This is a genomic window from Enterobacter cloacae complex sp. R_G8 (assembly GCF_024599795.1).
In the GTDB taxonomy this organism is placed as follows: Bacteria; Pseudomonadota; Gammaproteobacteria; order Enterobacterales; family Enterobacteriaceae; genus Enterobacter; species Enterobacter dissolvens.
The window spans coordinates 3,551,748-3,575,163 of sequence record NZ_CP102246.1 but is presented as its reverse complement, the minus strand read 5'-3'; the positions used below and the strand labels follow the sequence as shown (position 1 = coordinate 3,575,163).

Sequence of the window (23,416 nt, the reverse complement as noted above, 5' to 3'; positions counted from 1 at the left end):
TCAGCCTCCGAACAGGTGGTTAAAGCGCTCCACCTCAACCCATTCGCCAGCTTCCACATTGCCACGCTCGCGCTCCAGCACGATAAAGCAGTTACCCTGGCTGAAGGAGCTGAAAATGTGCGAGCCCTGATGGCCGGTGGTGCTCACTTCCAGCTCGCCCTCCGCGTTGCGCGTCAGAATACCGCGCTGGAAATCGAGACGACCGGGGGATTTCTTAAGGCGCGTAGCGGCACGCACGCGCTGGCGTACCGGCAACTGACTGGCACGGTTACCCGAAAGCTTCGCCAGCAGCGGGATCACCAACTGGTAGAAAGTCAGTGCGGCAGAAACCGGGTTACCCGGCAAGCCGCAGAACCAGCTGTGCTTAAGCTTGCCAAAAGCGAACGGTTTGCCCGGCTTGATGGCCAGCTTCCAGAAGGCGATTTCACCCAGCTCTTCCAGGATGGTTTTGGTGTAATCCGCTTCACCCACCGAAACACCGCCGGAGCTGATCACCACGTCGGCCGCGTTGTCTGCCTCAATAAAGGCAGCGCGCAGTTTTTCCGGGTCATCAGGAATAATGCCAAGGTTGATCACCTCACAGCCCAGCTGTTCCAGCATCAGGTGTACCGCCAGACGGTTGGTGTCGTAAATCTGCCCGTCCTGCAGCGGCTGGCCCGGAAGCTGCAGTTCGTCACCGGTAGAAAAGAGCGCCACGCGCATCTTACGGATCACCTCAATGTCCGCGATACCGAGCGAGGCCAGTACCGGCAGTTCACCCACCGTCAGCTTCTGCCCCGCAGCGAATACCGTTGCGCCAAGAGCAATATCTTCGCCGGTGCGGCGGATGTTCTGGCCTGCTCTGACGCTGGCGGTAAAGCGCACGCCGTCAGCGGTCTGTTCGGTCTCTTCCTGCATCACCACCGCATCGCAGCCTGCGGGGACTGGCGCGCCGGTCATGATGCGCACGCAGGTGCCCGCAGGCCATTCACCGTCAAATGCTTGACCGGCAAAGGCTTTACCCGCGACAGGCAGCGCCTGACCCGTCTGGATATCCGCCAGGCGCACCGCGTAACCGTCCATCGCGGAGTTATCAAACCCCGGCACGTTAAGCGGAGAGACAATATCGCGCGCGGCAATACGGCCAAAGCAGTGCGCTAACGGCAGCGTCTCAACGTCGTGCAGCGGGGAAAGTCGATCAAGCATCTGCGTGAGTGCCGTCTCAAGCGGCATCAGTCCGGCGGTAAAATCCATGGTGGGCTCCAGCACAGTAACAACGAAAGCGCTCATTATGGCAGAAAAGTGCGGCTAACTGTATGACCCACCATGAGTACCCTTTACATCGCAGTTGCGTCTTTCTATATTCAAAAATTATCTGAAGAATCATCAACGATAATGATATTTATAGAAAAAGCCGCCATGCAGGCTGACAGGTGAGGCGAAATGGTTAATGCGGTAATCGCAATTCATGGCGGCGCCGGGGCTATTACCCGTGCACAGCTCACTCCTGAGCAGGAGAAGCGCTACATTGATGCGCTCTACGCCATTGTTGAAACGGGCCAGCGAATGCTGGAGGCGGGCGAAAGCGCGCTGGATGTGGTGACCGAAGCGGTGCGTCTGCTGGAAGAGTGTCCGCTGTTCAATGCGGGGATAGGGTCCGTGTATACGCGTGACGAGACGCACGAACTGGATGCCTGCGTGATGGATGGCGTCACCCTGAAAGCAGGGGCCGTGGCGGGCGTGAGTCATCTGCGCAACCCGATTCTGGCGGCGCGACGGGTGATGGAGGAGAGTCCTCATGTGCTACTGACGGGTGTCGGGGCGGAAAACTTTGCCTTCGAACACGGGATGGAGCGGGTATCACCGGATCTTTTTTCCACTGACGAGCGCTACCAGCAGCTGCTGGCAGCCCGTACGGCGGGCATGACGCAGCTGGATCATTCTGCACCGCTCGATGAAACCACCAAAATGGGCACGGTTGGCGCGGTGGCACTGGATAAAGCCGGTAATCTGGCGGCGGCCACCTCAACCGGCGGTATGACCAACAAGTTACCGGGGCGGGTGGGCGACAGTCCGTTGCCGGGCGCCGGGTGCTATGCCAATAATGCCACGGCGGCGGTCTCCTGCACCGGGACCGGCGAAGTGTTTATTCGCACCCTTGCGGCGTACGACATTACCGCCCTGATGGATTACGGCGGGCTCAGCCTGAGTGAGGCCTGCGAGCGTGTGGTGATGGAAAAGTTGTCCGCGCTGGGCGGTGAGGGTGGACTCATCGCGGTGGATCGTGAAGGCAACGTGGCCCTGCCGTTCAACAGCGAAGGGATGTACCGCGCCTGGGGCTATGCTGGTGACGAACCCAGTACCGGGATCTATCGTGAATAAGGGGGCAACGCGTGCCGCACAGTGAAGAGCTGGATAACCGCGAAGTGCTGGCTGTCCATCAGCTGAATATTGCGTTTCAGGAAGAGCGGCAGTTCATCCCCGCAGTTGAGAATTTATCGTTCTCGCTCAACCGCGGCGAAACGCTGGCGATTGTGGGTGAGTCCGGTTCCGGGAAGTCGGTCACCGCGCTGGCGCTGATGCGCCTGCTGGAACAGACGGGCGGGCAAATCAGCAGCGAGAAGATGCTCCTGCGCCGTCGCAATCGTCAGGTCATTGATGTAAACGAGCTGAGCGCAGCACAGATGCAGGGCGTGCGCGGGGCGGATATCGCGATGATCTTCCAGGAGCCGATGACCTCGCTGAACCCGGTCTTCCCGGTCGGGGAACAAATTGCTGAGTCCATCCGTCTGCATCAGGGGCTGAGCGGCGATGAAGCGCTCCTGGAAGCCAAACGGATGCTGGAGCTGGTTCGCATTCCGGAGGCGCAGGCGATCCTCGGGCGCTATCCGCATCAGCTCTCCGGCGGGATGCGTCAGCGGGTAATGATTGCCATGGCGCTCTCCTGCCGTCCGGCGGTATTGATTGCCGACGAACCGACGACAGCGCTGGATGTCACCATCCAGGCGCAGATCCTGCAGCTTATCAAAGTGCTGCAGCAGGAGATGGAGATGGGGGTGATTTTTATCACCCATGATATGGGCGTAGTCGCCGATATTGCCGATCGCGTGCTGGTGATGCACCAGGGCAGGGCGGTAGAAACCGGCACGGTCGAGCAGATTTTCCATGCGCCCGCGCATCCCTATACCAAAGCGCTGCTGGCAGCGGTTCCGCGTCTGGGAGCGATGAATGGCAGCGAGCTACCGCGCCGTTTCCCGCTGATTTCCCTTGAGGCGGCGGGCCGTCAGGAAGACGAAACCGAGCAGGACACCGTGGTGCCCGGCAAGCCCATACTGGAAGTGCGGGGTCTGGTGACCCGTTTTCCTCTGCGCAGCGGCATTTTCAACCGCGTGAAGCGTGAAGTCCATGCGGTGGAAAACGTCAGTTTTGATCTGTGGCCAGGCGAAACGCTGGCGCTGGTGGGAGAGTCGGGCTGCGGCAAATCCACCACCGGGCGCGCGTTACTCCGGCTGGTGGCGTCGCAGGAAGGGACCATTACCTTTAACGGTGAGCGGATCGATACCCTTGCGGACAGCAAACTTCAGGCGGTGAGGCGGGATATCCAGTTTATTTTTCAGGACCCTTATGCCTCTCTGGATCCGCGCCATACGGTGGGGTATTCGATTATGGAGCCGCTGCGGGTGCATAACCTGCTCGACGGCGACGCCGCACAGCGTCGGGTGGCGTGGCTGCTGGAACGCGTGGGCCTGAAGCCGGAACATGCCTGGCGTTACCCGCATGAGTTTTCCGGTGGCCAGCGACAGCGTATCTGTATTGCCCGCGCGCTGGCCCTGAATCCAAAAGTGGTGATTGCGGACGAGTCCGTCTCGGCGCTGGATGTCTCTATCCGCGCGCAAATCATCAATTTATTGCTCGACTTACAGCGGGATATGGGGATTGCCTTCCTCTTTATTTCCCATGACATGGCGGTGGTTGAACGCATCAGCCATCGTGTGGCGGTGATGTATCTGGGGCAAATCGTCGAGATTGGTCCGCGGCGGGCGGTGTTTGAGAACCCGCAGCACCCGTACACCCGTAAGCTGATGGCAGCGGTACCGGTTGCCGATCCCGCGCATCGTCACGGCCAGCGCGTGCTGCTGCAGGATGAGATGCCGAGCAATATTCGTAAACGAGGCGAGATCATGGAGCGGGTCACGCTGCGTGAGGTGGGCCCCGGTCATTTTGTTGCCCCACCGCGTCAGGACAATGCATTTTCGCGGTTATAACCTATAACAGGCAGGAGAACACAATGGTTAAATTTGTTGCTCGTACATGGCTGTTAGCCGCGAGCGTGACGGCAGCCCTGGCCGTGTCCCCCGCGTTCGCTGCCAAAGATGTGGTGGTTGCCGTCGGCTCCAATTTCACTACCCTTGATCCCTATGACGCCAACGATACGCTGTCGCAGGCGGTCGCCAAATCGTTCTACCAGGGGCTGTTTGGCCTGGACAGAGAGATGAAGCTGAAAAATGTGCTGGCGGAAGGGTACACCGTATCGGATAACGGGCTGGTGTATACCATCAAGCTCAGAACCGGCGTGAAGTTCCAGGATGGCACCGATTTCAACGCGGAGGCGGTGAAGATCAACCTCGATCGCGCCAGCAACCCGCAAAACAGCCTCAAGCGCTACAACCTTTATAAAAATATCGCCAGCACTGAAGTGGTTGACCCGACAACGGTGAAAATCACCCTCAAAGAGCCGTTCTCAGCCTTTATCAATATTCTGGCGCATCCGGCGACGGCGATGATCTCGCCTGCTGCGCTGAAAAAATACGGCAGTGAGATTGGGTTCCATCCGGTCGGGACCGGCCCGTATGAGCTGGTTACCTGGAACCAGACGGACTTTGTGAAGGTGAAGAAATTCGCCGGCTACTGGCAGCAGGGGCTGCCGAAGCTCGACACCATCACCTGGCGTCCGGTGGTGGACAACAACACCCGCGCGGCGATGCTGCAAACCGGCGAGGCGCAGTTTGCCTTCCCGATCCCGTACGAGCAGGCGGCGATCCTGCAGAAGAACAGCAAGCTGGAGCTGGTGGCCAGTCCGTCCATTATGCAGCGTTACATCAGTATGAACGTAACGCAAAAACCGTTTGATAATCCCAAAGTGCGCGAGGCCATTAACTACGCCATCAACCGTCAGGCGCTGGTAAAAGTGGCCTTCGCGGGCTTCGCCACCCCGGCCACCGGCGTCCTGCCGCCGGCTATTGCCTATGCGCAAAGCTATCAGCCGTGGCCATACGATCCGGCGAAAGCCCGTGAACTGTTAAAAGAGGCGGGCTTCCCGAACGGCTTTAGCACCACGCTGTGGTCGTCACATAATCACAGTACCGCGCAGAAGGTGCTGCAGTTTACCCAGCAGCAACTGGCGCAGGTCGGTATTAAGGTGCAGGTCACCGCGATGGATGCCGGGCAGCGTGCGGCTGAAGTGGAAGGGAAAGGGCAGAAAGAGAGCGGCGTGCGGATGTTCTACACCGGCTGGTCGGCCTCTACCGGTGAGGCTGACTGGGCGCTGTCGCCGCTGTTCGCCTCGCAGAACTGGCCGCCGACCCTGTTCAACACGGCATTCTACAGCAATCCGCAGGTGGACAAAGATCTTGCCGATGCGCTGAAAACCACGAAACCAGACGAGAAAGCGCGCCTCTACAAAGACGCTCAGGATATCATCTGGAAAGAGTCGCCGTGGGTACCGCTGGTGGTGGAAAAACTGGTTTCTGCGCATAACAAAGCGTTGACCGGGTTCTACATCATGCCGGATACGGGCTTTAGCTTTGACGATGCGGATTTAAAATAACACTCATGCTCAATTATGTTTGTAAACGCCTGCTCGGGCTTATCCCGACGCTGCTGATTGTGGCGGTGCTGGTGTTTCTGTTTGTCCATATGCTGCCGGGCGATCCGGCGCGTCTGGTAGCCGGGCCCGAAGCGGATGCCACCGTCATTGAGCTGGTGCGTAAGCAGCTTGGCCTCGACCAGCCGCTGTATATCCAGTTCATCCATTATATGTGCAACGTTCTGCAGGGCGATTTTGGTATCTCAATGGTGTCGCGTCGTCCGGTGTCGGAAGAGATTGCCAGCCGCTTTATGCCCACGTTCTGGTTAACGATAGCCAGCATGAGCTGGGCGGTGGTGTTTGGGCTTGGCGCCGGGATTGTCGCTGCAGTCTGGCGCAACCGCTGGCCGGACAAGCTTGGCATGGCGCTGGCGGTGACCGGGATCTCTTTCCCGGCCTTTGCGCTGGGGATGCTCCTGATGCAGATTTTCTCCGTGGAGCTGGGCTGGTTGCCCACCGTCGGGGCCGACACCTGGAAGCACTACATCCTGCCGTCCATGACGCTGGGCGCGGCCGTTTCGGCGGTGATGGCTCGTTTTACCCGCGCCTCGTTCGTTGACGTGTTGAGTGAGGACTACATCCGCACCGCACGGGCGAAAGGGGTGAGCGAGAAGTGGGTCATCCTCAAACACGGTTTTCGCAACGCGATGATCCCGGTGGTGACCATGATGGGGCTGCAGTTTGGTTTCCTGCTGGGGGGCTCTATCGTGGTGGAAAAGGTCTTCAACTGGCCGGGGCTGGGGCGCCTGCTGGTGGATTCGGTCGAGATGCGCGACTATCCGGTCATTCAGGCGGAAGTCCTGCTCTTCTCGCTGGAGTTTATTCTTATCAATTTAGTGGTGGATGTGCTGTACGCCGCCATTAATCCGGCCATCAGGTATAAGTAAGATGCGATTGTTGAACTGGCGTCGTCAGGCCATTGTAAACGCTATGCCGGGGCTGAAGCCGGACCATATCCGCACCCCGTGGTCTGAATTCTGGCGGCGCTTTCGTCGCCAGCCTGTCGCCATGACGGCGGGGCTGTTTGTACTGCTGCTGATTGTGGTGGCGGCCATTGCGCCGTGGGTGGCACCGTATGATGCGGAAAACTACTTTGATTACGACCGCCTGAATGACGGACCGTCGATGATGCACTGGTTCGGTGTGGACTCTCTGGGGCGCGATATTTTTAGCCGCGTGCTGATGGGTGCGCAGATATCGCTCGCCGCCGGGGTGTTTGCGGTTCTGATCGGTGCGGTGATTGGCACCGTCCTGGGCCTGGTGGCGGGGTATTACGAAGGCTGGTGGGACCGGATCATTATGCGCATTTGCGACGTGCTGTTTGCCTTTCCCGGCATTTTGCTGGCGATTGCGGTTGTCGCCATTATGGGCAGCGGCATGGCGAACGTCATCATCGCCGTCGCGGTCTTTTCGATCCCGGCGTTTGCCCGCCTGGTGCGCGGCAATACGCTGGTACTGAAGCAGCAGACCTTTATTGAATCCGCCCGCAGTATGGGGGCCAGCGACGCCAACATCCTCTTCAGCCATATTCTGCCGGGGACGGTGTCGTCGATTGTGGTCTATTTCACCATGCGTATCGGCGTGTCGATTATCTCGGCCGCCAGCCTGTCGTTTCTGGGACTAGGCGCACAGCCACCGACGCCGGAGTGGGGCGCGATGCTCAACGAGGCGAGGGCAGATATGGTGATTGCGCCGCATGTGGCGATATTCCCGAGTCTGGCGATTTTCCTGACCGTGCTGGCGTTCAACCTGCTGGGGGATGGGCTGCGCGATGCGCTGGATCCGCGGATTAAGGGGTAGGGCAGTGGAATGTGCCGGGTGGCGGCTACGCCTTACCCGGCCTGAAAATGAGGTGCAGCGAGATTAAACCCGGCTACCCCAGAGATCGTACTCGTCGGCGTTTTGCACTTTCACGCGAATGATGTCACCCGGCTTGACGCTGGTTTCGCCGTTCAGGTACACCGCGCCGTCGATTTCAGGGGCATCCGCCATGCTGCGGCCAATCGCGCCTTCTTCGTCAACTTCGTCGATGATGACCATAATTTCGCGGCCCACTTTCTCCTGCAGACGTTCAGCAGAGATCTGCTGTTGCAGCTGCATGAAGCGGTTCCAGCGCTCTTCTTTCACCTCTTCCGGCACCTGATCCGCCAGTTCGTTAGCGGTCGCGCCTTCAACCGGGCTGTACTTGAAGCAGCCCACGCGGTCCAGACGGGCCTCTTTCAGGAAGTCGAGCAGCATCTGGAAGTCTTCTTCGGTTTCACCCGGGAAGCCAACGATGAAGGTCGAACGCAGGGTCAGATCCGGGCAGATTTCACGCCACTGCTTGATGCGCGCCAGCTGGCGGTCAACGGAGCCAGGGCGTTTCATCAGCTTCAGGATACGCGGGCTGGCGTGCTGCAGCGGGATATCCAGGTACGGCAGGATTTTGCCTTCGGCCATCAGCGGGATCACGTCGTCAACGTGCGGATAAGGGTAGACGTAGTGCAGACGCGTCCAGATGCCCAGTTTAGCGAGCTGTTCGCACAGGCCGACCATGCTGGTTTTCACCGGTTCGCCGTTGTGGAAACCGGAACGGTGCTTCACATCCACGCCGTAGGCGGAGGTGTCCTGGGAGATCACCAGCAGCTCCTTCACGCCCGCGTCCGCCAGACGTTTGGCTTCTGCCAGCACGTCGCCAATTGGGCGGCTCACCAGATCGCCACGCATGGACGGGATAATGCAGAAGGTGCAGCGATGGTTGCAGCCTTCGGAAATTTTCAGGTAAGCGTAGTGACGCGGTGTCAGCTTCACGCCCTGTTCCGGCACCAGGCTCAGGAACGGGTTGTGCTTAGGCTTGGGTACGTAGTGATGAACATGTTCCAGCACCTGCTCGTAGCTGTGTGGACCGGTGATCTCCAGCACCTTCGGGTGCACTTCACGGATCTGGTCTTCTTTTGCGCCCAGGCAGCCGGTCACAATCACTTTGCCGTTTTCCGTCAGGGCTTCACCAATGGCTTCCAGGGATTCCTGAACCGCGCTGTCGATAAACCCGCAGGTGTTCACGATCACCATGTCGGCGTTGTCGTAGCTTGGCACCACGTCGTAGCCCTCGGTGCGAAGTTCGGTCAGGATGCGTTCAGAATCCACCAGGTTTTTCGGGCAGCCCAGGGAGACAAAGCCGATTTTCGGCGGGTGCGTAACATTGCTCATAGGTTAAAAATTCATCAATTATGGAGTTATCAGGGCGGGATTTTACAGCGTATCGCGGGGGATTTATACACTCTTTGCAGTGCAGATGATGCCCGCGAAGGTTGTAACATTGTAAAGAATGTTAATCAGTTAAGAATAATTGATCTCAGGCATTAAACTGTACAAAAAATAACCTTATTCTGACTGTGCACAGGGGCTGACAGAGGAGGAATGAGCATGTCCGTTGACAGACTGAAACGCGATCTGCTGAACAAGCTGATCAACGCCCGAATCGACCTTGCCGCATATCTGCAGCTGAGGAAGGCGAAAGGGTATATGTCAGTCAGCGAAAGCGAACATCTGCGTGATAATTTCTTTGAACTTTGCAATTTCATGCGTGAAAAAGCACCCATCCTGAAAGCGGAATACGCAGAAAGCGAATGTATTGCGCTGCGCCGCGCCGCCGAGGTGCTCTCCATTGCCGGGGTTTGTCTGATGAACGGACGCCATGACTGCCCGACTTTTATCGCTGTAAACGCGGAGAAGCTTGAAAACTGCCTGACAACGCTCTCTCTATGCATCATGTGTCTGAACGAGCACGCGAAGCTTGAACAGCACTGATTCCGGGGGAGGCAACTCCCCCTTCTGATTAAGCTTTTGTAAAAGTGATAACGCGCCCGGACGTAGTGGCTAATCTTTATGCCATATGCCGATAAAGGAGCGCGTTATGCACCGATCCTCGCTGATTTTCCTGCCTGCGTTGTTATTTCCATTTTCGCTCCTTGCTGCGCCTGATGCGGTTAAGGTTGAGGTATTGCAGAGCAAACTCGAACACCCCTGGTCGCTGGCGTTCCTGCCGGATAATAAAGGGCTGCTCGTGACGTTGAAGGGCGGCCAGTTGAAACACTGGCAGGCCGGGAAAGGGCTGTCAGACCCGATAACAGGGGTGCCCAAAGTCTGGGCCAACGGACAGGGAGGACTGCTGGACGTGGTGCTGGCGCCGGATTTTGCCACCTCGCGCCGCGTCTGGCTGAGTTACGCCGAGGCAGGCGCTGACGGCAAAGCCGGAACGGCGGTGGGTTACGGGCGCTTAAGCGACGATCTTTCCCGCCTTGAGGCGTTCCAGGTGGTGTTCCGTCAGATGCCGAAACTCTCCACCGGTAACCACTTTGGCGGAAGGCTGGTATTTGATGGCAAAGGCTATCTGTTTATTGCGCTGGGCGAAAACAACAAGCGCCCGACGGCGCAGGATCTGGATAAACTCCAGGGGAAAGTGGTGCGCCTGACGGAGGATGGCAAAGTCCCGCCGGATAACCCCTTTGTAAACACCGCCGGTGCGCGGCCGGAAATCTGGTCTTATGGCATTCGTAACCCGCAAGGGATGGCGATGAACCCGTGGAGCGACACGCTGTGGCTTAACGAACACGGCCCGCGGGGCGGGGATGAGATCAACATCCCGGAGAAAGGGAAAAACTATGGCTGGCCGCTGGCGACCCACGGTATCAACTATAGCGGATTAAAAATTCCTGAGGCGAAAGGTGAACACGTTGAAGGAACCGAAAAACCGCTGTTTGTCTGGAAAGTCTCACCCGCCGTGAGCGGGATGGCGTTTTATGACAGTGACGTGTTCCCGCAGTGGAAAAACAAGCTGTTTATCGGGGCGCTGAAGGAGAAGGACGTGATCGTCCTGAGCGTGAACGGCAACACGGTGACCGAGGACGGGCGGATCCTGGGCGACCGGGATCAGCGTATCCGCGATGTGCGCGTCGGGCCGGACGGCTATCTGTATGTTCTGACCGATGAAACGGACGGGCAGTTGCTGAAAGTCAGCCCGTCCGGGAGGTGATCAGCTTACCGGGATCATCACCACGTTACGGTACGCCGGGCGTTCGCTCAGCTGTTTACGCCAGCGATCCAGGTGTGGGCGCGGCATCCACGTCAGACCGATGTTGGTCAGGTTCCAGACAAATGGCGCAACGGCAATATCGCCCACGCCGAAGTCCGCACCCGAGAACCAGGCGTGCTTCGCCAGCTCATCGTCCATCATCGCAAACAGATGTTCACAGGCGTCCTGCGCCGCATGAATGGCGGGATAGTCGCGCTCGGCTTCCGGGGTTCTGACCAGCCCCATCAGGAGCACGCGGTGCGTGGGGGAGAGCGTCTGGTTGGCCCAGTCCATCCATTTTTCCCCCTGCGCGCGGCGGGCCGGATTTTCTACCCACAGACGGCCTTGCCCATACTGGGCGGCCAGGTAGCGGACAATGGTGTTGGATTCCCACAGCGTGGCATCCGTCTCATCATCGCGCAGCAGCGGCACCAGGCCGTTCGGGTTCATCGCCAGGTAGTCGGCGTCTTTATTAACCCCATACTGCAAACCCGCCATTATCTGGTTAAACGGTAAATCCAGCTCCTCCAGCGTCCAGAGCACTTTTTTGACGTTGGTCGAATTATTCCTTCCCCACAGCGTAATCATAATTACTCCCGATAGATGTGAATCCGAGTCAGCTTTTCGCCATGGTGAGATAAACCTAACAATTACGCAACAGAAGAGAAAAAAATCGCCTTAATCAAAGCGTATCTGAATGTTATTGCATAAACTTTAATAACTTTACCCTCGTTGGGTTTCATTAACCGTTTTAGTGCGCTATTACTCATCGCTTCTTGCGACACGGTGATGTGACGTAATTTTTGAATGGACACTCGGGTGGCATTTATGACGCGAAAAATGACTTCTCTGCGCAGCCTGGCGGCAGGCTCCGCGCTCCTTTTCCTGTTTGCACCAACTCTCTATGCGGCTGAACAGGCTGCGCCCGAAGCGCCGCCGGTGGATGCGCGTGCCTGGATCCTGATGGATTACTCCAGCGGTAAAGTGCTGGCGGAAGGCAATGCGGATGAGAAACTCGACCCGGCCAGCCTGACCAAAATCATGACCAGCTACGTGGTGGGCCAGGCCTTGAAGGCAGGTAAGATCAAGCTGGACGATATGGTCACTATCGGGAAGGACGCCTGGGCGACCGGTAACCCGGCGCTGCGCGGGTCATCGGTCATGTTCCTGAAACCCGGCGATCAGGTTTCCGTTTCCGATCTGAATAAAGGGGTGATTATCCAGTCCGGCAACGATGCCTGTATCGCCCTGGCAGATTATGTCGCGGGAAGCCAGGACTCGTTTATTGGCCTGATGAACGGCTATGCGCAAAAGCTGGGTCTGACCAATACCACCTTTAAAACCGTCCACGGCCTGGATGCGCCGGGCCAGTTCAGTACTGCGCGCGATATGGCGCTGCTCGGCAAGGCGCTCATCCACGATGTGCCGGACGAATATGCCATCCACAAAGAGAAAGAGTTTACCTTTAATAAAATCCGCCAGCCGAACCGCAACCGTCTGCTGTGGAGCAGCAACGTCAACGTGGACGGGATGAAAACCGGCACCACAGCCGGGGCGGGTTATAACCTGGTGGCCTCCGCGACCCAGGGTGACATGCGTCTGATCTCGGTGGTGCTGGGCACCAAAACCGACCGTATTCGTTTTAACGAGTCAGAAAAACTGCTGACCTGGGGCTTCCGCTTCTTTGAAACCGTGACGCCGATTAAACCGGATGCCACGTTCGTCAGCCAGCGCGTCTGGTTTGGTGACAAGAGTGAGGTGAATCTGGGGGCCGGTGAAGCCGGGTCGGTGACCATTCCACGTGGTCAGCTGAAAAACCTGAAAGCGAGCTATACCCTGACCGATCCGCAGCTCACCGCGCCGCTGAAAAAAGGCCAGGTGGTCGGGACGATTGATTTCCAGTTAAACGGTAAGTCGATTGAACAGCGTCCGCTGATTGTGATGGAAGCGGTCGAAGAGGGCGGCTTCTTCAGCCGGATGTGGGACTTCGTGATGATGAAATTCCATAGCTGGTTTGGCAGCTGGTTTAGTTAAGTCTTCCCGCTTTTCACCCTCTCCCAGTGGGAGAGGGCCGGGGTGAGGCATCAGACCGCACCCCTCTCAATACATCAACTTCACCTGCTGCGCCTTCGCGTAGGTCACGTATTCTTCATCCGGGCGGCAATCGCTGACGATGGCATTGAACTGTGCCAGCTCGCCCATCCGTGCCGGACGCACCTTGCCGAACTTGCTGTGATCCACCACCAGCACATGGTATTGCGCGGCGCTTAACGCCCAGTGTTTTACCGGCAGCTCTTCCAGGTTAAAACAGGTTGCCCCCTGACGGGTACTGACGCCCGCCGCGGAGTAAAAGGCAATATCCGGGCACAGATTGCTGAGCGTATCCTGAAGATTGAGCGGCTTAAAAATGGCGTTACTGGCGTGAAATTCACCGCCACAGAGGATCACCCGGCACTCGGGTTTCTCCTGAAGGGCCAGGAAGGTGTTCAGCGAGTAGCACACGGCGGTAAAGGGGATACTGCTGTCGATGGCTTCGATTATCCACGGCGTGGTGGTGCCGCAGTCAAAAAACAGCGTCTGGTGGGGTTGTACCAGAGAGGCCGCCAGGCGTGCGGCTTTGCGTTTCTCTTCAACCAGGCGCGTCTTTTGATCGCTGATCAGATAATGACTGGCGCTACGCGGCTCCAGCACGATATAGCCGCCCAGCAGCACGACGGGCGCGCTCTCGCTGTTCAGGTCACGGCGAATGGTCATCTCTGAAACGCCGAGGAGGGTAGCGGCTTCCTTAAGATGAAGCTTATCACTGCGCTTCAGCGCCTGTATCAGCTGAGCTATGCGGTCATCGCGGCGTGTTTCCATAGATCCTCAGGATGAAAAAGTGAGCCCCCGCAGGGCGGGGGCTCAAGTGTAACCTGTCATACCGGGGTTAGTCACGTATCCAGCCTTTGCGGATCGGGATAGCGAAAAGGGTGCGATAGAGAGACGAGAGTCCGCGGTACAGCGCCAGCCCGAAGAGGTTCCACAGGATCGCCGCGCTGACGCAGCCGATCAGCCCCACCAGGAAGCCGCCAACCATATCCAGCGGCCAGTGTACACCCAGATACACGCGAGACCAGGCAATGGCGACCGCAATGGCCATCAGCACCGCACCTGACCACAGGCGATGCCAGAACAGGAAGGCCAGCGCAAAAGCAAAGATCACCGTACCGTGATCGCTTGGGAACGAGTCATCCGGCGCGTGGTGCAGGAAGGTATAGCCGACGTGTTCGACAAAAGGACGATCGTGCGGGAAGGCGAGACCCAGAACATAGCTGACCAGCACGCTGACCCCGAGCGTCATCGCCACTTTGATCACCAGCTGACGCTGCGCGTTGACCTGGTTGCGCGGTCCCCACAGCCAGAGGATGGCCGCCAGCACCGGCACAATACTGATCAGATCTTTTGCCAGGAAAGTGGCCAGATCGATCATCCACTCAGGCGAGGCCGGGGTGGCGTTGATCAGATAAAACAGCTGGTAATTCAGATTCTCTAACATAGTGTTTTTACTCTTTAGCAAACCAGGCAGAAACGAGGCCGTAGACCGCTACCTGGGAAAACCAGACCCACCACCCAGCCCACAGGTTGTGAGAGAAAAAATGCGCCCCGCGCATGACCTGGCCAAAGCCCATCGCCAGACCTAACACCACACCGAAGGCCACAAAGCCCCAGGCGAGACGCGGACGCTCGCGCCAGAAGGCAAAGAACAGACCCATCACCATAAAGCCGCTGGACGCATGGCCGCCGGGGAAGCAGCGGCCAGGACCGCTGTCTGCCGGAGCGGAACTGAACAGGGGGTAAGAGACGGCCTTACCGCCATACTCCACCAGATCCCACGGGCAGCTGTGATGGCTCAGGCTTTTCAGCACGCCAACCACCAGCGTGCCAAGCCCCATCAGCAGTGCGGCTGTGACCAGTCTCGCGTTGCGCTTCCAGGCACCGTAAAACAGCGCCCCAACCGCCATGGCGATGGCGAGGTACTTCGCCAGCCGGTGATTCAGCAGATCCAGCAGCGGGTTTTTCTGCAGCGGAAAACGGTGTGTTGCCGCGTCATACCAAAAGCCAGTGATCCATTTATCAAGCGTTTCGCCGCGAGAGAGCCAGGTAAACACCACGGCAAGGGCGATCAGCACTAAAAGCTGATAACCATAAAAGCGCACAGGCAAGCGGTAAAGTTTTTTTGTCTTATTTGTCGGTAACTTAGACAATTCTGAACGAGGGGATATGCGGGTCATAGAGTTGGTTGGCAACATGAAATAGGGCTATCATATTGGTGTCAACTTAAGGAAACCTTAAACGACGACGATAAATGCTTTATTTCTGTTTCTTCTGGATAATTTGCTATCTCAGACAGCGGCAATTCATTACACTCATCGCGATTTTTTCATCATAAAGAGATTGCATGTTAAACCGTTCTTCTTCTGGGACCCGTCTGGGTCGTCAGGCGTTACTTTTCCCTCTGTGTCTGGTGCTTTACGAGTTCTCTACCTATATCGGCAACGATATGATCCAGCCCGGCATGCTGGCCGTGGTGGCGCAATACAACGCAGGTATTGAATGGGTGCCGACCTCCATGACCGCCTATCTGGCTGGCGGCATGTTTTTACAGTGGCTGTTAGGGCCGCTGTCGGATCGTATTGGCCGCCGTCCGGTGATGCTGACGGGCGTGGTGTGGTTTATCGTGACCTGTCTCGCCACGCTGTTGGCGCAAAACATTGAACAGTTCACCCTGCTGCGTTTCCTGCAGGGGGTCAGTCTGTGCTTTATCGGTGCCGTGGGGTATGCCGCCATTCAGGAGTCCTTCGAGGAGGCGGTGTGTATCAAAATTACCGCGCTGATGGCAAACGTGGCGCTGATTGCTCCGTTGCTGGGGCCGCTGGTGGGCGCCGCGTGGGTGCATGTGGCACCGTGGGAAGGCATGTTTGTCCTGTTTGCCGTGCTGGCCGCCATCGCATTCTTCGGCCTGCACCGCGCAATGCCGGAAACGGCCACCCGACTGGGTGAGACGCTGTCGCTGAAAGAATTGGGACGGGATTATAAAGCGGTGCTGAAAAACGGCCGCTTTGTAGCCGGTGCGCTGGCGACGGGCTTTGTTAGCCTGCCACTGCTGGCGTGGATCGCCCAGTCACCGGTCATTATCATCAGCGGTGAACAGCTCAGCAGCTACGAGTACGGGCTGCTGCAGGTGCCGATTTTTGGCGCACTGATTATCGGTAACCTGGTGCTGGCGCGTCTGACATCACGACGCACGGTGCGCTCGCTCATCATCATGGGCGGCTGGCCGATTGCGGCGGGCCTTACCGTGGCCGCGGTGGCGACGGTGGTATCATCTCATGCCTATCTGTGGATGACGGCGGGGTTGAGTATTTACGCCTTCGGTATTGGTGTGGCGAATGCGGGGCTGGTGCGTCTGACGCTCTTCGCCAGCGAAATGAGTAAAGGCACCGTTTCGGCGGCGATGGGGATGCTGCAGATGCTGATTTTTACCGTCGGGATCGAGGTGAGCAAACACGCTTATGCGCTAGGCGGCAACGGTCTGTTCAGTCTGTTTAACCTCGCCAACGGCGTGCTGTGGGTTGTGCTGATGGTGATGTTCCTGAAAGACAAACGCGTCGGGAACGCCCTGCAGCCATAATTCTTATTCCCTCTCCCGGTGGGAGAGGGTCAGGGTGAGGGCACCAGACAGCACGTGTCAATTAAACGGTGCTTCTTTGTTGAGCACCTTATCAATCACATCCAGTACGCCTTCCTGGTTATTATGCGGCGCTTCAAAGCGGGCCGCCGCTTTAATATGCGGTCTGGCATTCGCCATCGCAAAGCTGAAGCCTGACTGGCGCAGCATCTCCACATCGTTCCCGCTGTCACCGAAAGCGACCACCTCGCTGTCGTCAATGCCCCAGCGCTGTTGCAGGATCCGCAGGCCGTTGGCTTTATGCACGCCGGGGATAATCAGGTCAATACTGCCGTGGCCGGTCGTGACGGGCACCATAATGTCGTTGAGTTTTTCGTGCAGCATGGCCTGAATGCGCGGGATTTCATCATCAGAAACGTTGAGTCCGAACTTGAAGAAAATATCGTTCAGGTTGTCGAAATCACTAACCATTTCGAGGCGATGATAGTACTTCGCGGCGATAGCTTTGAACTCATCGTCATAGGCTTTGAGCGTATAGGCGCTGCCTTTACCGCAGGCGATAATCTCAATGCCGGGAACGTCGTTTAGCACGGCAGCAACGGTGTCGAAGTGCGTTTTCGACAGTTCACCGTTAAAAACATCTTCCCCGGCGCTGACCACCCAGCCACCGTTTTCGGCGACAAACGCAATCTCATGCGCAATCTCCGGGAAGAAGGAGATCAACTGGTAATACTGGTTACCGCTGGCCACCACAAAGCGAATACCTTGCTCCTTCATACGCGCATACTGCGCCAGAAAACGTTCGCGATTGTAGGTTTTCGCGTCGCTCAGGAAGGTGCCATCCATGTCGACTGCAATCAGTTTAACGCTCATATCCCTTCTCCAGTGTCGTTTGTTCTTTTTCCGGCTTCGCCACGGCGCGCGCCACCAGCGCCGCAATCATGACCAACCCTAACACCACCAGCATGGCGCTGCGCAGCCCGTAGTGCTCACCCAGGAAGCCCAGCAGCGGCGGCCCGACCAGGAAGGCCAGATAGCCTGTGGTCGCCACCACGCTGACGCGCGTCGGGGCATCCGGTCCGGTATCGCTGGCGGCGGAGATGGTCAACGGGAAGCCAAGTGAGGCACCCAGGCCCCAGAGGATCACCGATACGCCGGCAATCCAGTCCACATCCACGAAGATGATCATCGCAATGCCCAGCCCGCCGAGCAGGGCGCTGGCGCGCACCACCGCCACGCGGCTGTAGCGGTCGATAAACCAGCCGCCGGTAAAGCGTCCGACGGTCATCCCCAGCGTAAACCCGGCGTAGATCAGCGAGCCAGAGGTCGGGCTAAACCCGTGTCCGTCCACCATCAGCAGTGGCAGCCAGTCGTTGGCGGAGCCTTCGGCAAACGCCATCGCCAGCACCACCACGCCGATCAGCATCAGTTGGAAATCACGGTAGAACGGCAGCCCTTTTTCCGCCGTTTTGTGTTCATCAGAGGTGTTTTTGCCCGTGCCGTCCGGGATCGCCCGGATGCCGGTCAGAACCGGCACAACTGAGATCAGCGCGGCCAGCAGAATATGCAGATTCGCGCTCACGCCGGAGGCCGTCAGGGCCATGCCCACGCCCGCACCGGCCAGCGTGCCCAGGCTGTAAAAGCCATGCATCATTGGCAGCACGGTTTTATTCATCTCGCGCTCGACCGCAGCCCCTTCAACGTTAATGGCCACTTCCGCCGCGCCAAAGCTGCCGCCAAAGATCAACAGACCCAGGGCAAACAGGACTGGCGAGGCATACCACAGCGCCACGCTGAGCACCAGCATCCCCAGTATTGCGCAGCACATGGTGGTGCGGATCACCGCCCGGGTACCAAAGCGTTTCACCAGCCACGCCGAGCAGAGAATACCGCTCATTGATCCTATCGACAGGCCAAACAGCACAATGCCCATCTCAGCGGTGGAGACCGACAAAATGTCGCGGATCGCCGGGGTACGCGTGGCCCAGGACGCCATCAGCAGACCCGGAATAAAGAAGAACATGAAAAGCGCCCACATGCGCAACCGCAGGGCCTTACGGGATGAGGTCAGAGTCATTGAGATAAGCACCAGAAGCACAACAATAGCGACAACACTAGCAAGTTTGTGTACATTTGTACACAAATCAGATGAGGCATGTATGAGCAGACCACCGAACGACCCGCATCGCCGGGAGAAGATCCTGCAGGCGACGCTGGACACCATTGCAGAGCACGGGATCCATGCCGTGACGCACCGTAAAATTGCCAGCTGTGCCGGGGTTCCGCTGGGGTCGATGACCTACTATTTTGACGGCATGGAGTCGCTGCTGGAAGAGGCTTTCACGTGGTTTACCCGGCAGATGTCGCAGCAGTACCGTGACTTCTTCGCGGGGGTAACCAGCCCGGAGATGGCGTGTGAATCTATCACCACGCTAATCCACAGCTCGCAGGTGACGACGCCGCACAACATGGCGCTGATGTATCAGCTCTACACTTTTATGCACCGCAGCGCAGCGCTGAAAACGGTGATGCAGGACTGGATGCAGATGAGCCAGACAACGCTTGAGCAGTGGTTCGACCCGGTCACCACCCGCGCGCTGGACGCTTTTATCGAAGGGATGACGCTGCACTTTGTCACCGACAGAGCGCCGCTAACGCGCGAGGAGATCCGGGCGATGGTGGGAAGGATTGCAGGCGAGGGGGACCGCTAGCCTGCAGGCCCGCCTCTATTTCTGAGTGATTTTTTTCCCGCTCGCATCCACCACGGCTTCACCGTCCTCTTTCGTAAATGCCCCTTTCTGCGCATCTGGCAGAATATCGAGGACCACTTCAGACGGGCGGCACAGGCGGGTGCCCAGCGGCGTCACCACAATCGGACGGTTAATCAGGATCGGGTATTGCAACATAAAACCGATAAGCTGGTCGTCAGTGAATGTCTCTTCTGCCAGGCCCAGTTGTTCATAGGGTTCCACGTTTGTACGCAGCAGCGCCCGCACCGAAATGCCCATGTCGGCAATCAGTTTGATCAGTTCATCGCGTGACGGCGGATTGTCCAGATACAGAATGATCTCTGGCTCGGTGCCGCTGTTGCGGATCATCTCCAGCGTGTTGCGCGAGGTGCCGCAGGCGGGATTGTGGTAAATGGTGATGTTGGTCATATCAGTGGCTCATTACAGTGTGAAGGAGAGACGTAACGCCAGCGCGGCGAGCGTCACAAACAGAACCGGCAGCGTCATGATGATGCCCGTCCGGAAATAGTAGCCCCAGGTAATGGTCATGTTTTTCTGCGCCAGCACGTGGAGCCAGAGCAGGGTGGCGAGACTACCGATAGGCGTGATTTTCGGCCCCAGATCGCAGCCAATCACGTTGGCATAAATCATCGCTTCCTTGATCAATCCTGTTGCCGTGCTGCCATCAATAGAGAGCGCGCCAATCAGCACCGTGGGCATATTGTTCATTATGGATGACAGGAAGGCGGTGATGAACCCGGTTCCCAGGGTAGTCACCCATAAACCGTGGGTGGACAGCGCATTCAGTACGCCTGAAAGGTATTCGGTTAACCCGGCGTTACGCAAACCGTAGACCACCAGATACATCCCCAGTGAGAAGATGACGATCTGCCACGGTGCGCCGCGCAGCACTTTTCCGGTATTAATCGCGTGTCCGCGTTTTGCAACGGCGAATAAAATCAGCGCGCCAGCTGTTGCAATGGCGCTGACCGGAATGCCGAGAGGCTCAAGCACAAAGAAGCCGACGAGAAGAAGCAGTAGCACAATCCAGCCTGTTCTGAACGTCGGGAGATCGTGAATGGCCCGGGCGGGCTCCCGTAGTTTCGCAAGATCATATTCCGGTGGAATTTCCTTGCGAAAGAACAGATGCAGCATCACCAGCGTGGCAGCAATCGCGGCGATATCAACCGGGATCATCACCGAGGCGTATTCGCCGAACCCCAGTTTAAAGAAGTCTGCCGACACAATGTTGACCAGGTTCGACACAATCAGCGGCAGGCTGGCGGTATCGGCGATAAAACCTGCCGCCATCACAAACGCCAGCGTGGCCTGCTTGCTGAACCCCAGCGCCAGCAGCATGGCGATGACGATAGGTGTCAGGATCAACGCTGCACCGTCATTGGCAAACAGCGCCGCGACGGCCGCGCCCAGCAGCACGATATAAGTAAACAGCAAACGCCCCCGACCGTTTCCCCAGCGGGCGACGTGCAGCGCCGCCCACTCGAAAAAGCCGGACTCATCCAGCAGCAGGCTGATGATAATAACGGCGATAAACGTCGCCGTGGCATTCCAGACGATATTCCACACCACCGGAATATCGTTAAGGTGGATCACACCGCAGGCCAGCGCCAGCCCGGCGCCAATCGTCGCGCTCCAGCCGATACTGAGCCCTTTGGGCTGCCAGATGACCAGTACCAGCGTAAACAGAAAAATTGCCCCTGCCAGAAACATCTTCTACTCCGTTATATCTGTTTTTGTGAATGTGTTTAACACAACCCTGGAAGGCTGTTCTTTAGCCTTGCACGCGTTTCTTCCCGCAGGCAGTTCCAGCTGTTATCGATGACGGTAGCTGCCCACGCAGGCATGTTCGGAGACAAACGGTAATAGACCCACTTCCCCTCACGACGGTCGATAACCAGCCCGGACTCACGAAGTAAGGCCATATGGCGCGAGACTTTCGGCTGTGACTCCGTGGTTGCGGAGCAGAGATCGCAGACGCATAGCTCGCCCGCTTCACGCAGAAGCATAACGATGGAGAGCCGCGTTTCGTCGGAGAGGGTTTTGAAAAGCTGGAGCGGGTGGAGCATGGTCGAACCCTGTGGATAGTTGATACATATTTGTTTAAGCATATATGTTTGAGGCGGGGGAGGGAAGAGGGGGGATGATGGAGCAGAGAATTTCAGGCAACAAAAAACCCATCAACCTTGAACCAAAACGGCGGGGTTGATGGGCTCCACAAATTGGGGACATCAAAGAAAAGCAGTGGCACTAGTTATGACTGCCCCCTGATAAAAAAGTTCTGCGCGTAACAAAAATTTTTTCGTTACGCGCAAAGTTAAGAGTTATCCGAGTCCAGGCCAGATGATGATGATCAGCGTACCTGCCAGCGTAAGCAGCACGTTCGCGATAGCGTAGGTGCCCGCATACCCCAGCGCCGGGATGTTGCTGCGCGCGGTATCACTGATGATTTCCATTGCTGGCGCACAGGTACGCGCACCCATCATGGCTCCGAAGAGCAGGGCGCGGTTCATGCGCAGCACATAGGCACCGAACAGGAAACAGATCACCACCGGTACCAGGCTGACGATAAGTCCGGAAACCAACATTTGCCAGCCGACGGCGCCCAGGCTGTGGCCAATGCCGCTACCGGCGCTTAAGCCGACACCCGCCATAAAGACCATCAGACCGAACTCTTTCACCATGTTCAGCGCGCCCTGCGGAATGTAGCCGAAGGTTGGGTGGTTCGCTCGCAGGAAGCCCAGCATGATCCCGGCAAACAGCAGCCCGGCGGCGTTACCGATGCCAAAGCTAAAGTTGCTGAACTGGAAGGTGATCATCCCAATCATCAGGCCAACAATAAAGAAGGCACAGAAGGCCAGCAGGTCGGTGACCTGGCTGTGAATGGAGATAAAGCCGATACGGTCGGCGACGGTTTTCACGCGGCGAGCGTCGCCGCTGACCTGTAACACGTCACCTTTATTCAGGACGACGTTGTCGTCGATAGGCATCTCAATCTGGCTGCGGATCACGCGGTTCAGGAAGCAACCATGGTCGGTAAGCTTCAGTTGCGCCAGACGGCGGCCGACGGCGTTATGGTTTTTCACCACAATCTCTTCGGTAACGATACGCATGTCGAGCAGGTCGCGGTCGAAGACCTCTTTACCGTTACGGAAGCTTGGGTCGAGCCGCGCGTGGGCATCCGGGTAACCCACCAGGGCGATGTCGTCGCCCATCTGCAGTACCGCGTCGCCGTCCGGGTTCGCCAGGATGCCGTTACGGCGGATACGTTCGATATAGCAACCCGTCTGGCGGTAAATCCCCAGCTCGCGCAGATTTTTGCCGTCCGCCCAGGCAACCAGCTCTGGCCCAACACGATAGGCGCGGATCACCGGCAGATAGACTTTACGTTTGGAGTCCGTGTCCAGACCGCGCTCGCGGGCGATTTGTTGGGCGCTGGTCTGCAGATCCTGATGCTGCAGTTTCGGCAGGTAGCGCGCGCCTACAATCAGGCTCACCAGACCAATCAGATAGGTCAGGGCATAGCCCAGGCTCAGGTGATCGAGGGCGGTAGAAAGCTGTGACCCGGCCATGCCGGAATGGCGCAGGGTATCGCCTGCACCCACCAGAACTGGCGTCGAGGTCATGGAGCCTGCCAGCATACCGGCCGTTAATCCAATATCCCAGCCAAACAGTTTACCCAGCCCTAACGCGATCAGCAGCGCACTGCCGACCATCACCAGCGCCAGCATCAGATAATTTTTGCCGTCGCGGAAGAAAATGGAAAAAAAGTTAGGACCCGCTTCCACACCAACACAAAAAATAAACAGCATAAAACCTAAGTTAAGCGCGTCCGTGTTAATGCTGAAATGCTGCTGACCTAATAATAAGGAGACGACTAAAACGCCAATGGAATTACCAAGTTGAACCGAACCCAGGCGCAATTTACCCAGGCAAAGGCCCAGCGCCAGTACCACAAATAATAACAGGATGTAATTCCCATTTAACAAGTCTGCGACGTTTATATTCACGGAGGCTAACTTCTTGTTTACCAGTAAGTTGTTGAATGAAAGGACATTTTGGGCTACTGTTTTCTGGGTCAGGGAACGCGTCTAACACTCCCT

Annotated in this window: 21 protein-coding genes and 1 pseudogene; 10 read left to right on the top strand and 12 right to left on the bottom strand. The window is 57.5% G+C overall.

Annotated features, from left to right (window positions below; all coding sequences use genetic code 11):
* Positions 1-1,233 carry a molybdopterin molybdotransferase MoeA gene (gene moeA / locus NQ842_RS16980; RefSeq protein ID WP_257256107.1) on the bottom strand — a complete coding sequence of 411 codons (1,233 nt, stop codon included), beginning with the start codon at positions 1,231-1,233 and terminating at the stop codon, positions 1-3.
* A 189-nt stretch (positions 1,234-1,422) separates the two neighbouring features.
* Here moeA and iaaA point away from each other — a divergent pair.
* From iaaA to gsiD, 5 genes and pseudogenes are all read left to right on the top strand, one after another.
* Positions 1,423-2,386 (top strand): annotated as a pseudogene (iaaA, locus tag NQ842_RS16975) (beta-aspartyl-peptidase).
* A complete protein-coding gene (gene gsiA, locus NQ842_RS16970; protein ID WP_014831203.1) occupies positions 2,373-4,244 on the top strand; it encodes a glutathione ABC transporter ATP-binding protein GsiA in 1,872 nt (623 codons plus the stop codon). Before iaaA ends, gsiA begins: the two are co-directional and overlap by 14 nt.
* Positions 4,245-4,267: 23 nt before the next feature.
* Positions 4,268-5,806 (top strand): glutathione ABC transporter substrate-binding protein GsiB, encoded by a 1,539-nt coding sequence (gene gsiB, locus NQ842_RS16965; RefSeq protein ID WP_046888109.1) that lies wholly within the window; start codon positions 4,268-4,270, stop codon positions 5,804-5,806.
* Positions 5,807-5,811: 5 nt separating this feature from the next.
* A complete protein-coding gene (gene gsiC / locus NQ842_RS16960; protein WP_014831205.1) occupies positions 5,812-6,732 on the top strand; it encodes a glutathione ABC transporter permease GsiC in 921 nt (306 codons plus the stop codon).
* A 1-nt stretch (position 6,733) separates the two neighbouring features.
* Positions 6,734-7,645 (top strand): glutathione ABC transporter permease GsiD, encoded by a 912-nt coding sequence (gene gsiD / locus NQ842_RS16955; protein ID WP_014831206.1) that lies wholly within the window; start codon positions 6,734-6,736, stop codon positions 7,643-7,645.
* 63 nt (positions 7,646-7,708) lie between these two features.
* Here the strand turns inward: gsiD and rimO are convergent, their stop codons facing one another.
* A complete protein-coding gene (gene rimO, locus NQ842_RS16950; RefSeq protein ID WP_257256105.1) occupies positions 7,709-9,034 on the bottom strand; it encodes a 30S ribosomal protein S12 methylthiotransferase RimO in 1,326 nt (441 codons plus the stop codon).
* A gap of 216 nt (positions 9,035-9,250) precedes the next feature.
* On the opposite strand from rimO, the gene bssR reads away from it, so the two are divergent.
* Both bssR and NQ842_RS16940 read left to right on the top strand, forming a co-directional pair.
* Positions 9,251-9,634 (top strand): biofilm formation regulator BssR, encoded by a 384-nt coding sequence (gene bssR / locus NQ842_RS16945; protein ID WP_013097430.1) that lies wholly within the window; start codon positions 9,251-9,253, stop codon positions 9,632-9,634.
* A 106-nt stretch (positions 9,635-9,740) separates the two neighbouring features.
* Positions 9,741-10,859: a PQQ-dependent sugar dehydrogenase gene (locus tag NQ842_RS16940; RefSeq protein ID WP_219279340.1), complete on the top strand. Its 1,119-nt coding sequence runs from the start codon at positions 9,741-9,743 to the stop codon at positions 10,857-10,859.
* Here the strand turns inward: NQ842_RS16940 and NQ842_RS16935 are convergent, their stop codons facing one another.
* Positions 10,860-11,486 (bottom strand): glutathione S-transferase family protein, encoded by a 627-nt coding sequence (locus NQ842_RS16935; protein WP_014831209.1) that lies wholly within the window; start codon positions 11,484-11,486, stop codon positions 10,860-10,862.
* Between the two features lie 240 nt (positions 11,487-11,726).
* Between NQ842_RS16935 and dacC the strand changes: the two genes are divergently transcribed.
* A complete protein-coding gene (gene dacC / locus NQ842_RS16930) occupies positions 11,727-12,932 on the top strand; it encodes a serine-type D-Ala-D-Ala carboxypeptidase (protein WP_014831210.1) in 1,206 nt (401 codons plus the stop codon).
* Positions 12,933-12,998: 66 nt separating this feature from the next.
* On the opposite strand, the gene deoR is transcribed toward dacC, so the two are convergent.
* The 3 genes from deoR to NQ842_RS16915 all read right to left on the bottom strand — a co-directional run bounded on the left by deoR (position 12,999) and on the right by NQ842_RS16915 (position 15,169).
* Positions 12,999-13,757 carry a DNA-binding transcriptional repressor DeoR gene (gene deoR, locus NQ842_RS16925; protein ID WP_013097425.1) on the bottom strand — a complete coding sequence of 253 codons (759 nt, stop codon included), beginning with the start codon at positions 13,755-13,757 and terminating at the stop codon, positions 12,999-13,001.
* Positions 13,758-13,824: 67 nt separating this feature from the next.
* Positions 13,825-14,433 carry an undecaprenyl-diphosphate phosphatase gene (gene ybjG / locus NQ842_RS16920; RefSeq protein ID WP_182381514.1) on the bottom strand — a complete coding sequence of 203 codons (609 nt, stop codon included), beginning with the start codon at positions 14,431-14,433 and terminating at the stop codon, positions 13,825-13,827.
* A 7-nt stretch (positions 14,434-14,440) separates the two neighbouring features.
* Complete coding sequence (locus NQ842_RS16915) at positions 14,441-15,169, bottom strand: phosphatase PAP2 family protein (RefSeq protein ID WP_182381515.1); 729 nt, start codon at positions 15,167-15,169, stop codon at positions 14,441-14,443.
* 167 nt (positions 15,170-15,336) lie between these two features.
* On the opposite strand from NQ842_RS16915, the gene NQ842_RS16910 reads away from it, so the two are divergent.
* Entirely contained in the window at positions 15,337-16,569 is a 1,233-nt protein-coding gene (locus NQ842_RS16910) for an MFS transporter (RefSeq protein WP_014831213.1), read from the top strand.
* Positions 16,570-16,626: 57 nt separating this feature from the next.
* On the opposite strand, the gene NQ842_RS16905 is transcribed toward NQ842_RS16910, so the two are convergent.
* Together NQ842_RS16905 and NQ842_RS16900 are read right to left on the bottom strand one after the other, a co-directional pair.
* The gene (locus tag NQ842_RS16905; protein WP_257256104.1) at positions 16,627-17,439 is read right to left on the bottom strand and encodes a Cof-type HAD-IIB family hydrolase; all 813 of its coding nucleotides are present in this window, start codon (positions 17,437-17,439) and stop codon (positions 16,627-16,629) included.
* Positions 17,429-18,643, bottom strand: coding sequence for an MFS transporter (locus NQ842_RS16900; protein WP_057071203.1), 1,215 nt, complete (start codon positions 18,641-18,643; stop codon positions 17,429-17,431). The genes NQ842_RS16905 and NQ842_RS16900 overlap by 11 nt, the downstream gene beginning before the upstream one ends.
* Positions 18,644-18,725: 82 nt before the next feature.
* On the opposite strand from NQ842_RS16900, the gene NQ842_RS16895 reads away from it, so the two are divergent.
* The gene (locus tag NQ842_RS16895; RefSeq protein WP_014831216.1) at positions 18,726-19,277 is read left to right on the top strand and encodes a TetR/AcrR family transcriptional regulator; all 552 of its coding nucleotides are present in this window, start codon (positions 18,726-18,728) and stop codon (positions 19,275-19,277) included.
* 15 nt (positions 19,278-19,292) lie between these two features.
* On the opposite strand, the gene arsC is transcribed toward NQ842_RS16895, so the two are convergent.
* The 4 genes from arsC to NQ842_RS16875 form a co-directional block, all read right to left on the bottom strand.
* Positions 19,293-19,724, bottom strand: coding sequence for a glutaredoxin-dependent arsenate reductase (arsC, locus tag NQ842_RS16890; RefSeq protein ID WP_125365165.1), 432 nt, complete (start codon positions 19,722-19,724; stop codon positions 19,293-19,295).
* Positions 19,725-19,736: 12 nt separating this feature from the next.
* Complete coding sequence (locus NQ842_RS16885; RefSeq protein ID WP_063425778.1) at positions 19,737-21,026, bottom strand: arsenic transporter; 1,290 nt, start codon at positions 21,024-21,026, stop codon at positions 19,737-19,739.
* A gap of 35 nt (positions 21,027-21,061) precedes the next feature.
* The gene (locus NQ842_RS16880; protein WP_014831219.1) at positions 21,062-21,382 is read right to left on the bottom strand and encodes a metalloregulator ArsR/SmtB family transcription factor; all 321 of its coding nucleotides are present in this window, start codon (positions 21,380-21,382) and stop codon (positions 21,062-21,064) included.
* Positions 21,383-21,637: 255 nt separating this feature from the next.
* Positions 21,638-23,323: an aspartate:alanine antiporter gene (locus NQ842_RS16875; protein ID WP_014831222.1), complete on the bottom strand. Its 1,686-nt coding sequence runs from the start codon at positions 23,321-23,323 to the stop codon at positions 21,638-21,640.
* Positions 23,324-23,416: the final 93 nt, after the last annotated feature.

Bases quoted from the DNA above. Each gene is read 5' to 3' on its own strand.
- moeA (WP_257256107.1), bottom strand. From the start codon at position 1,233: ATGGATTTTACCGCCGGACTGATGCCGCTTGAGACGGCACTCACGCAG.
- gsiB (WP_046888109.1), top strand. From the start codon at position 4,268: ATGGTTAAATTTGTTGCTCGTACATGGCTGTTAGCCGCGAGCGTGACG.
- gsiC (WP_014831205.1), top strand. From the start codon at position 5,812: ATGCTCAATTATGTTTGTAAACGCCTGCTCGGGCTTATCCCGACGCTG.
- gsiD (WP_014831206.1), top strand. From the start codon at position 6,734: ATGCGATTGTTGAACTGGCGTCGTCAGGCCATTGTAAACGCTATGCCG.
- rimO (WP_257256105.1), bottom strand. From the start codon at position 9,034: ATGAGCAATGTTACGCACCCGCCGAAAATCGGCTTTGTCTCCCTGGGC.
- bssR (WP_013097430.1), top strand. From the start codon at position 9,251: ATGTCCGTTGACAGACTGAAACGCGATCTGCTGAACAAGCTGATCAAC.
- NQ842_RS16940 (WP_219279340.1), top strand. From the start codon at position 9,741: ATGCACCGATCCTCGCTGATTTTCCTGCCTGCGTTGTTATTTCCATTT.
- NQ842_RS16935 (WP_014831209.1), bottom strand. From the start codon at position 11,486: ATGATTACGCTGTGGGGAAGGAATAATTCGACCAACGTCAAAAAAGTG.
- dacC (WP_014831210.1), top strand. From the start codon at position 11,727: ATGACGCGAAAAATGACTTCTCTGCGCAGCCTGGCGGCAGGCTCCGCG.
- deoR (WP_013097425.1), bottom strand. From the start codon at position 13,757: ATGGAAACACGCCGCGATGACCGCATAGCTCAGCTGATACAGGCGCTG.
- ybjG (WP_182381514.1), bottom strand. From the start codon at position 14,433: ATGTTAGAGAATCTGAATTACCAGCTGTTTTATCTGATCAACGCCACC.
- NQ842_RS16915 (WP_182381515.1), bottom strand. From the start codon at position 15,169: ATGACCCGCATATCCCCTCGTTCAGAATTGTCTAAGTTACCGACAAAT.
- NQ842_RS16910 (WP_014831213.1), top strand. From the start codon at position 15,337: ATGTTAAACCGTTCTTCTTCTGGGACCCGTCTGGGTCGTCAGGCGTTA.
- NQ842_RS16905 (WP_257256104.1), bottom strand. From the start codon at position 17,439: ATGAGCGTTAAACTGATTGCAGTCGACATGGATGGCACCTTCCTGAGC.
- NQ842_RS16900 (WP_057071203.1), bottom strand. From the start codon at position 18,643: ATGACTCTGACCTCATCCCGTAAGGCCCTGCGGTTGCGCATGTGGGCG.
- NQ842_RS16895 (WP_014831216.1), top strand. From the start codon at position 18,726: ATGAGCAGACCACCGAACGACCCGCATCGCCGGGAGAAGATCCTGCAG.
- arsC (WP_125365165.1), bottom strand. From the start codon at position 19,724: ATGACCAACATCACCATTTACCACAATCCCGCCTGCGGCACCTCGCGC.
- NQ842_RS16885 (WP_063425778.1), bottom strand. From the start codon at position 21,026: ATGTTTCTGGCAGGGGCAATTTTTCTGTTTACGCTGGTACTGGTCATC.
- NQ842_RS16880 (WP_014831219.1), bottom strand. From the start codon at position 21,382: ATGCTCCACCCGCTCCAGCTTTTCAAAACCCTCTCCGACGAAACGCGG.